At 67.2% G+C, this 7,364-nt stretch carries 7 protein-coding genes; 5 read left to right on the top strand and 2 right to left on the bottom strand.

Going from position 1 to position 7,364, the window contains the following annotated elements; genetic code table 11:
- From ACWELQ_RS32270 to ACWELQ_RS32255, 4 genes are all read left to right on the top strand, one after another.
- A partial coding sequence (locus ACWELQ_RS32270; protein ID WP_452400813.1) for a WecB/TagA/CpsF family glycosyltransferase occupies positions 1-774 on the top strand: 774 nt, incomplete at its 5' end.
- A 13-nt stretch (positions 775-787) separates the two neighbouring features.
- Complete coding sequence (locus ACWELQ_RS32265; protein ID WP_452400812.1) at positions 788-2,260, top strand: hypothetical protein; 1,473 nt, start codon at positions 788-790, stop codon at positions 2,258-2,260.
- On the top strand, positions 2,261-3,196 hold the full coding sequence (locus tag ACWELQ_RS32260; RefSeq protein WP_452400811.1) for a glycoside hydrolase family 16 protein: 936 nt from the start codon (positions 2,261-2,263) through the stop codon (positions 3,194-3,196). It begins immediately after the preceding gene.
- 8 nt (positions 3,197-3,204) lie between these two features.
- On the top strand, positions 3,205-4,986 hold the full coding sequence (locus tag ACWELQ_RS32255) for a glycosyltransferase family 2 protein (protein ID WP_452400810.1): 1,782 nt from the start codon (positions 3,205-3,207) through the stop codon (positions 4,984-4,986).
- Between the two features lie 93 nt (positions 4,987-5,079).
- On the opposite strand, the gene ACWELQ_RS32250 is transcribed toward ACWELQ_RS32255, so the two are convergent.
- The gene (locus ACWELQ_RS32250) at positions 5,080-5,658 is read right to left on the bottom strand and encodes a hypothetical protein (protein WP_452400809.1); all 579 of its coding nucleotides are present in this window, start codon (positions 5,656-5,658) and stop codon (positions 5,080-5,082) included.
- Positions 5,659-5,764: 106 nt separating this feature from the next.
- Here ACWELQ_RS32250 and ACWELQ_RS32245 point away from each other — a divergent pair, with 106 nt between their 5' ends.
- On the top strand, positions 5,765-6,472 hold the full coding sequence (locus ACWELQ_RS32245) for a hypothetical protein (protein WP_452400808.1): 708 nt from the start codon (positions 5,765-5,767) through the stop codon (positions 6,470-6,472).
- 33 nt (positions 6,473-6,505) lie between these two features.
- On the opposite strand, the gene ACWELQ_RS32240 is transcribed toward ACWELQ_RS32245, so the two are convergent.
- Positions 6,506-7,364: helix-turn-helix domain-containing protein (locus tag ACWELQ_RS32240; protein ID WP_452400807.1), on the bottom strand; the 859-nt coding region annotated here is incomplete at its 5' end.

The following is a 7,364-nucleotide window of genomic DNA, read 5'->3' as shown; positions in this document are numbered from 1 at the left end:
GTCGGACACGTGACCGTAGACCTCCTCGATCGTGAGGCCGCGCTGGAGCTCATCTTCTCCGCGCTGGCGGACTCCGATCCGATCGCGGTGGTCTCCGCCAATCTCGATCACATCCACCATTTCGCCGACGATGCCGCCTGGGACGAGCGCACGCCCGTGGCCGCCACCGCCGGGGGACTGCGCTGGCTCACCCTGCTCGACGGCATGCCGCTGGTGCGCACCGCCAATGCGCGCAGCGGCCGCGACTGGCCGAAACTGTCGGGCAGCGACCTCATTACGCCCATCCTCGAGCGGGCGGCGACCGCGCGGGCACGGGTGGCGTTCCTCGGCGGCAGCACCGAAACCCACGAACTGTTGCGGCCCGCGCTGGCCGAACAGTTCCCGCGGCTCGACATCGCCGGGACGTGGGCCCCGGAGCGGGCCGAACTGACCGATCGCGGTGCGTCCGAAGCGATTGCCGCGCAGATCAAGGCCGCCGCCGCGGACATTCTCGTGGTCGGGCTGGGCAAACCCCGCCAGGAACGGTGGATCGCCGAGTACGGCACGCTGACGGGCGCGCCGGTGCAGCTCGCGTTCGGGGCGGTCGTCGACTTCCTGGCCAACCGGATCGCACGGGTGCCGGAACGGGTCAGCAATGCGGGCGGCGAATGGGCGTGGCGGCTCATGCTGGAGCCGCGGCGGCTGGCCCGGCGCTACCTCGTGCAGGGACCGCCCGCCCTGCTCCGGCTGAAGCGTTCGGCCGTGGTGCTCGAGGCCGCGCCAGCGTCCGCATGATCGAAGACCGCGCATGATCGAAGACGAGGCAACGGTTTCCGTGCGCACGCCCCGCCAGTCGTCCGTGCCCGCGGCGGGTGCGTTCGGGCTCGTCATGGTGCTCGCGGCGATCGTCGCCGCCACCGGGGTGGTGGTCACCGCCGGGGGTAATGATCAGCGGGCCTTCCACTGGCCGTCGGTCGAGCAGCTGCGGCACTCGTTCCCGCACCTGGATCTGGTCGGGCTGAACACGGCGACCGGGCCGCTCTACCATCTCGTAGTCGCGGCGATCTCCGGTCCGCTCGGGCTCGGCGAGCACGGGACCCAGGTGGTCGGCGCGCTGTTCGCGGGATGCCTTGCGGCGCTGGCTGTTTGGCAGGCGCGCACGCTGCCGACCTGGTATCTGCGCGGGCTGGCGGTCGCGCCGTTGCTGGCGTCGGCGTATTTCTGGCAGTCGGCGCTGTGGATGCTCACCGACGACGCGGCCCTGCTATTCGCGCTGGCGGCGACGATATTGATGATCGCGCCCGCCACGACCCGTCGGCAGGTCGCGATCGGGGTGCTCGTGGCCGCGGCGATCGCGACGCGGCAGACCTTCGTGTGGCTGCTTGCCCCGGCGGTGCTGTCGTGCGCGGATCGGATGTTGCTGCGGCAGGATCAGGAACAGCCGCGGCGGGATCAGGCGCAGTTGCGGCAGGATCCGGCGCGACCGCGGCAGGATCTAGTGCGGCCGCGTCAGGATCTAGCACGACCGCAGCAGGATCCGACACGGCCGCAGCGGGATCGGCCACGGCCGCAACAGGATTCGCCGCCGACTCGCCAGGATCTCACGGCGGCACTGCGCGGTGTGGTACTGGTCGCCGGGCCCGGTGTCGTGGTGCTCGCCGGGTTGATCGCGCTGTGGGGTGGGCTGACCCCGCCCGCCATGCGTCAGTTCAATGCGGCGAATCCGAGCTGGACGGCCATCGCGTTCACCTTCGCGGTCGCCGCGATCTTCGCGGTGCCGGTGCTGGTGGCCACGGCGCGGGTCGCCGTCGTGCGGGAGCATCTGTTTGCCGGGACGGTCACGGGGTTGATCGTCGCCGTGCCCGCGCTCGTCTTCCGCAGTGCCGCAACGAAATTCCCCGACGACTCGCGCCGCGGCGGGGTGCTGTGGACGGTCGTGGGGAAGCTGCCGGATGTGGCGGGGCGGTCCCCGGTGCTCGCGGTGGCCGCCTTCATCGGCGGATTCGCATGTGCCGCACTGTTCTTCGTGCTCGAACGGCGCACCGCGGTGATCATGGCGGCCGCGTTGATCGCGCTGGCGGTGGTCACCGCACCGGGTTCGCAGCTGTATCAGAAGTACGCCGAGTTGCCGATCGCGATGCTCACCATGCTGGTGATCGTCGAGGTCGCTCGGACCTGCGAACTGCCGCGGAGCTGGCCGCTGGCCGCGCTCGCCGCGTTCCAGCTGGTCGCGACGGCAGGCATCGTCGGTGTCCCGGTGCTGCGGGCGGTGGGTGGCTGAGTGCGGATCAATCGACTCGCGACGATCGCCTGCCTCGCGCTGAGCGCGGCGCTGGTGCTGGCCGGGTGTACCGGGCCTGGCGACCCTACGCCCGGCTCCTGCTCGGCCACCAATATCACCGCACCCACTTGCGCGCCGCCACCGGCTCCCGCGGTGCCGGGCAAGAACTGGAAGCTGATCTTCGACGAGCGGTTCGACGGATCCGACTACGACCACACGAGATTGACGCCGTGCTTCGACTGGAACTTCGGCGGCTGCACCAGCAGCTTCAACCGCGGCCGCGAGACCTATCGGCCCGAACAGGTCAAGGTCGGCGGCGGGTACGCGAAACTCGTTGCCGAGCCGCTGGATCCGCCGTCGCCGGATCCGGCGTGCTTCCAGAACGTCTGCACCTACAAGAGCGGGCTGCTCTCGACCGCGCGGGCCGACGCCCGCCAGGACAAGTACCTGTTCTCCTTCACCTACGGCTATACCGAAGCGCGGGTGAAGTTCCCGGCGAGCCCGGGGTTCTTCACGGCGTTCTGGATGCTGCCGACCAACCCGCAGTACGACTATCGCAGCGAGATCGACATCGTCGAGGCGCTCGGCGGCAGCCCGCAGAACATCCACATGACCTACGCCTACGCCGACCGGCAGAAGTCGTATCGGGTCAACACCACCTCGAGCGACAACGGGGCCTGCCCGGTGCGCGACTATTCCCAGGACTGGGTGCGTTTCGGCCTCGACTGGGAACCCGACCACATCGCCTGGTACATCAACGGGGTGCGCTGCGGTGAGTTCACCGACGCCGCCTCGATCGAGAACGGGCCGATGCAGCTGATTCTCAATTTGATGGTCGACATCGACTGGGAGCGTAACGAGGGCTCGGTGCTGGCCAATCAACGTCAGACGGCCGAACTGGATGTCGACTACCTGCGGGTGTTTCAACAGCAGTAGGGGGGAAGATGAGCTCCGACGAGCATGTCACCACGGTCGCGATCATCATCGTGACGTACAACAGCGCGGCGGATATTCCGTTGCTGCTGGAGGATTTACGGGCCGAGGCGCGGGAGACCGACCTGCGGGTCGTGGTGGTCGACAATGACTCGGCCGACGGTACGGCCGAGGTCGTGCGCGGGTATCCGGAGGTTGTATTCGTGGCCTCGGGCGGGAATCTCGGGTACGCGGGCGGGATCAATGTGGGGCTCGGGCATATCGGGAGCCCGGACGCGGTGTTGATCCTGAACCCGGACCTGCGGGTGCGGCCCGGCGCGATCGCGCGCATGGTGGCCGCTCTCGACGCCGACGAGCGGATCGGGGCGGTCGTGCCGTTGATCCTCGATACCGCCGGGCATCCGCACACCTCGCTGAGCCGGGAGCCGTCGGTGACGCGGGCCTTCGGCGACGCGCTGCTGGGCAGTCGCGCCTGGTTGAACCGACCGGCCTGGTTGTCGGAGTTCGACTATGACCCGGCCAGTTACGCACGGGCGCACGATGTCGACTGGGCGACCGGTGCGTGCCTGCTGGTGCGCGGGTCGCTGGCCGCGGAGTTTGGGGAGTGGAACGAGGAGTTCTTCCTCTATTCCGAGGAGACGGAGTACTTCCGCCGGATCCGGTCTCGTGGGTACGCGGTGCGCTTCGACCCGGCCGCCGTGGTGCAGCACCGGCTCGGTGGCTCGGGGACGTCTCCGGCGCTGGCGACGCTGCTGGAGGTCAATCGCATCCGGTACATCGAAATGCACCACAACCGTTGGTACGCAACGCTGTTCCGGGCGATGGTCGCGCTGGCCGCGCTGCTGCGGTCCTACGACGCCGACCACCGCCGCACGCTGGCGATCGTGCTGGACCGCGAACTCTGGCAGAACCTGCCGACGGCGACAAAACCTGCTGTGCCGGAACCACTCTCCGGCCCGCTGGCTCGCGGCGCGGTCATCGTCCCCGCCTACGACGAGGCCGCCGTCATCGAACGCACCCTGCGCCCCCTGAGCACCGCCGCAGTCGCCGGATACTTCGAACTGATCGTCGTCGCCAACGGCTGCACCGACGACACCGCCGCCCGCGCCCGCACCATCCCCGGCGTCCAAGTGATCGAACTGCCCACCGGCTCGAAACCCTTGGCCCTCAACACCGGTGACGCTGCCGCGACCCTGTGGCCCCGCCTCTACCTCGACGCTGACATCGGCATCACCGCCACCACCGTCCTGGCCGTCCTCGACCGCCTCGCGACCGGCGACATCCTCGCCGCCCGCCCCACCTTCCGCTACGACTCCTCCACCGCCAGCCCCCTCGTCCGCAGCTACTACCGCGCCCGCCGCGCCATGTCCGCCCACCAGAACGCCCTATGGTGGGCAGGCGTCTTCGGCCTCACCGAGGAAGCCCACAAACGCTTCGGCACCTTCCCCGACGTCACCGGCGACGACATGTTCGTCGACACCCAATTCACCAACACCGAAAAAACAGTCGTCGACACCACCCCCTCCATCTGGACCACCCCCACCACGCTCCCCGGCCTCCTCACCGTCCTAACCCGCCACCACCGAGGCAACACCGAACTCCTCCACCACAACCCGACCCAAACCCCCAACACCACCGCCACCACCGCCCGCGCAATCCTCCACACCATCACCGGCCCCCGCTCAGCCGCCGACGCCGCCACCTACCTCACCCTCGCCCTCATAGCCAGACGCCGAGCCACCCACAACACCTCCCACTGGGAACGCGACACCACCAGCCGCACAAAGCCTTAGCCGCACTCCCTCGTCCGTATCGGTAGCGCGGGTTATCGTGCCTGCAAACCACCGTGGACACGGACTCGTTCCACCAGAGCGGTGTCGCACTGCTCAATCCCACCAGAGCACGACGGCCAGACCGCGGTGGGCGGCCTCCTCATAGAAGGTTTGCAGCAGGGAATGTTGCTCGGCGAGTATGGGTTTCAGGTCGCCGATGACTCCCGTCGCGTGCGGGCCCAGCAGTGTCTCGACCCGGTCCGGATCCGTGGGTACGGCATTGGCGACGGCCGCCGGGGTGATCGTGCGCAAGGCCGCGGCGATCCGAGCGACTCGGTGTGGGGCCAGTGCGGTCACCGGCTCACCGGAAATCAGGTTCGCGTGATCCTGATACGACGGGTTGACTTCCGCGTCGCCGTCGAAAACATATCGCAAAGTATCCAGGACGCTCGGGTCGGCTTCGATCAGCGTCCATGCGCGCTCCAAAAGGAGTGGCCACCAATTCATGTCGAGGTAGTCGGTGTGCGCGACCGCGGTGAAGGAACACACCGAGTCGAGTGCTTCCACCGATTCGCGACAGCGGGCGAGCAATTCCGCGGGGATGCGGGCGAGCTGCTGGGTCAAGGCCACACCCGGCAGTATGCCCAACCAGTCCTCGCCCGGCCGCCGACACGACTGTCTGCTGGTGATCATGTAGATTTCGGTGTTCGCATTGGGTGTTTGGAGCGTGGCATGGGGATCGCCGACGGGTGGCGGGGACAGCGGGGCACGGCGCAGAATGCGCCGGAGATGTGGCCGAGTGTGGCTGTGGAGTCTGGTCGAGGCCGACCCTGAGCTCGCCGCACGACGGCCCGACGTGCAGGAAGGCGTGGCGTCAGGCCGAATCCAGATCCAATACGTGCGCATGATCATCGACGAGGACTGGGACTGCCAGGTCGCCACATACCCGCCCGCCTCCGCCGCCGAAGAGTCGGCGACACCGGACGGACCCTGGTACCCCCTCCTGAAGCCCGCCGACTGGGAACACCGCCACCGGATCACCCACTGGGCCACCACCTCCGGCACCGTCCCCATCATCGTGCTCGCCGTCGACACCGACTCCGGCTACCAAGTAGAGGGTTTCGGCGACGACGTCGACAGCAGCGCGCTGCTATCGGAAGCAATGTCGAATCTCGCTGCCCTGGAATACGACTGGGAATTCTCGGAACTCCACAGCCTCCCGATCGCCACCTCCTCCGGCGAGGACTTCTCAGCCGAAAAGGTCCTCGACCCCCAACACATGCTCCGCGCCCACCACGCTTTGCGCACCGACAAACTCCTCGTCGCCGTCCCCCGCCGAACCTGCCTGATGGCAGTCCCATACAACCTCGAGCCCCAACAACTCATGCTCTTCCAACACCTCGTCCGCACCACCTACAACGACGATTCCTACGGCCACGCCCCCATCACGAGTGGCGTCTACATCGTAGAAAATGGCCGCGCGAGCACCTTCGTACCGGACGTGTAACACCGCACCCCGCAAGGTATTTCGGCGTACGCACTACTCTGACGCGTAGAGCCGAGTACCCAACTCGGCTCGGATCAACGCTCGTGCCTTATCTCCGTAGGCGGCTTGGCTGGACAGTTGAGCGAACAGTCTGCCGTACAGCGCGATTTCGCGCGGTTGGTTGATCGTCAGTTCAGCGCTTACGGTTTCGACGCGCACCAGCCTGTTGTCGTACATCACGAATCCGTTGTTCACCGGGCCGTCGAGGACGAACCGCTCGGGCACGATCCCGAGCACAAGACGTGGCAAGGACATCGCGGCGAGTAGGTGTTCCAGCTGCGCTGCCATGATCGAATCGTCGCCGACCGTGGTCTGCAAGGTTTGTTGAGCGATCACGAACGAGAACCTGCGGTTGCCTTGGTGGAGGATCTTCTGGCGCTCCAACCTGGCCGCTACGCCTTCGTCCAAGTCGTTGGGGATTCCGTAGAACCGGATCATTCGCCCCAGCACTTCCTCGATGTACGCGGGTGTTTGCAATAGGCCGGGGATTACGGCGGGTTGATACGAACGCAGTTGGGAAGCAGCCTGTTCGGTCCGACTGACCGCCTTCTGTGTGCGGCGGGTGCCGAGGCCGAGTGCCCTGCGCCACTCCATGTAGGCGGACTCGATATTTCTCAGTGTCGCAACCAGATCCGGTATTTGATCACCGGCCTTCGTCAGTTCGCACCAGGACCGGAGATCCTCCTCCGTGGGTGTCTGCCTGCCGTACTCCAGCTTGCTGATCTTCGATTCGGGCCAGTTCGCCAGCTTGGCTAGCGCCCGGCCGGTCAAACCGGCATCACGACGAAGCTCTCGGAGCCGTAGGCCGAGAGCATGCCGCTGCTCGTGTATTGCGCTGGTCAGTAAGGCGATT

The organism is Nocardia sp. NPDC004722, from assembly GCF_053601505.1.
The sequence above is the reverse complement of the archived record's forward strand: the minus strand, read 5'-3'. Positions and strand labels throughout refer to the sequence as shown.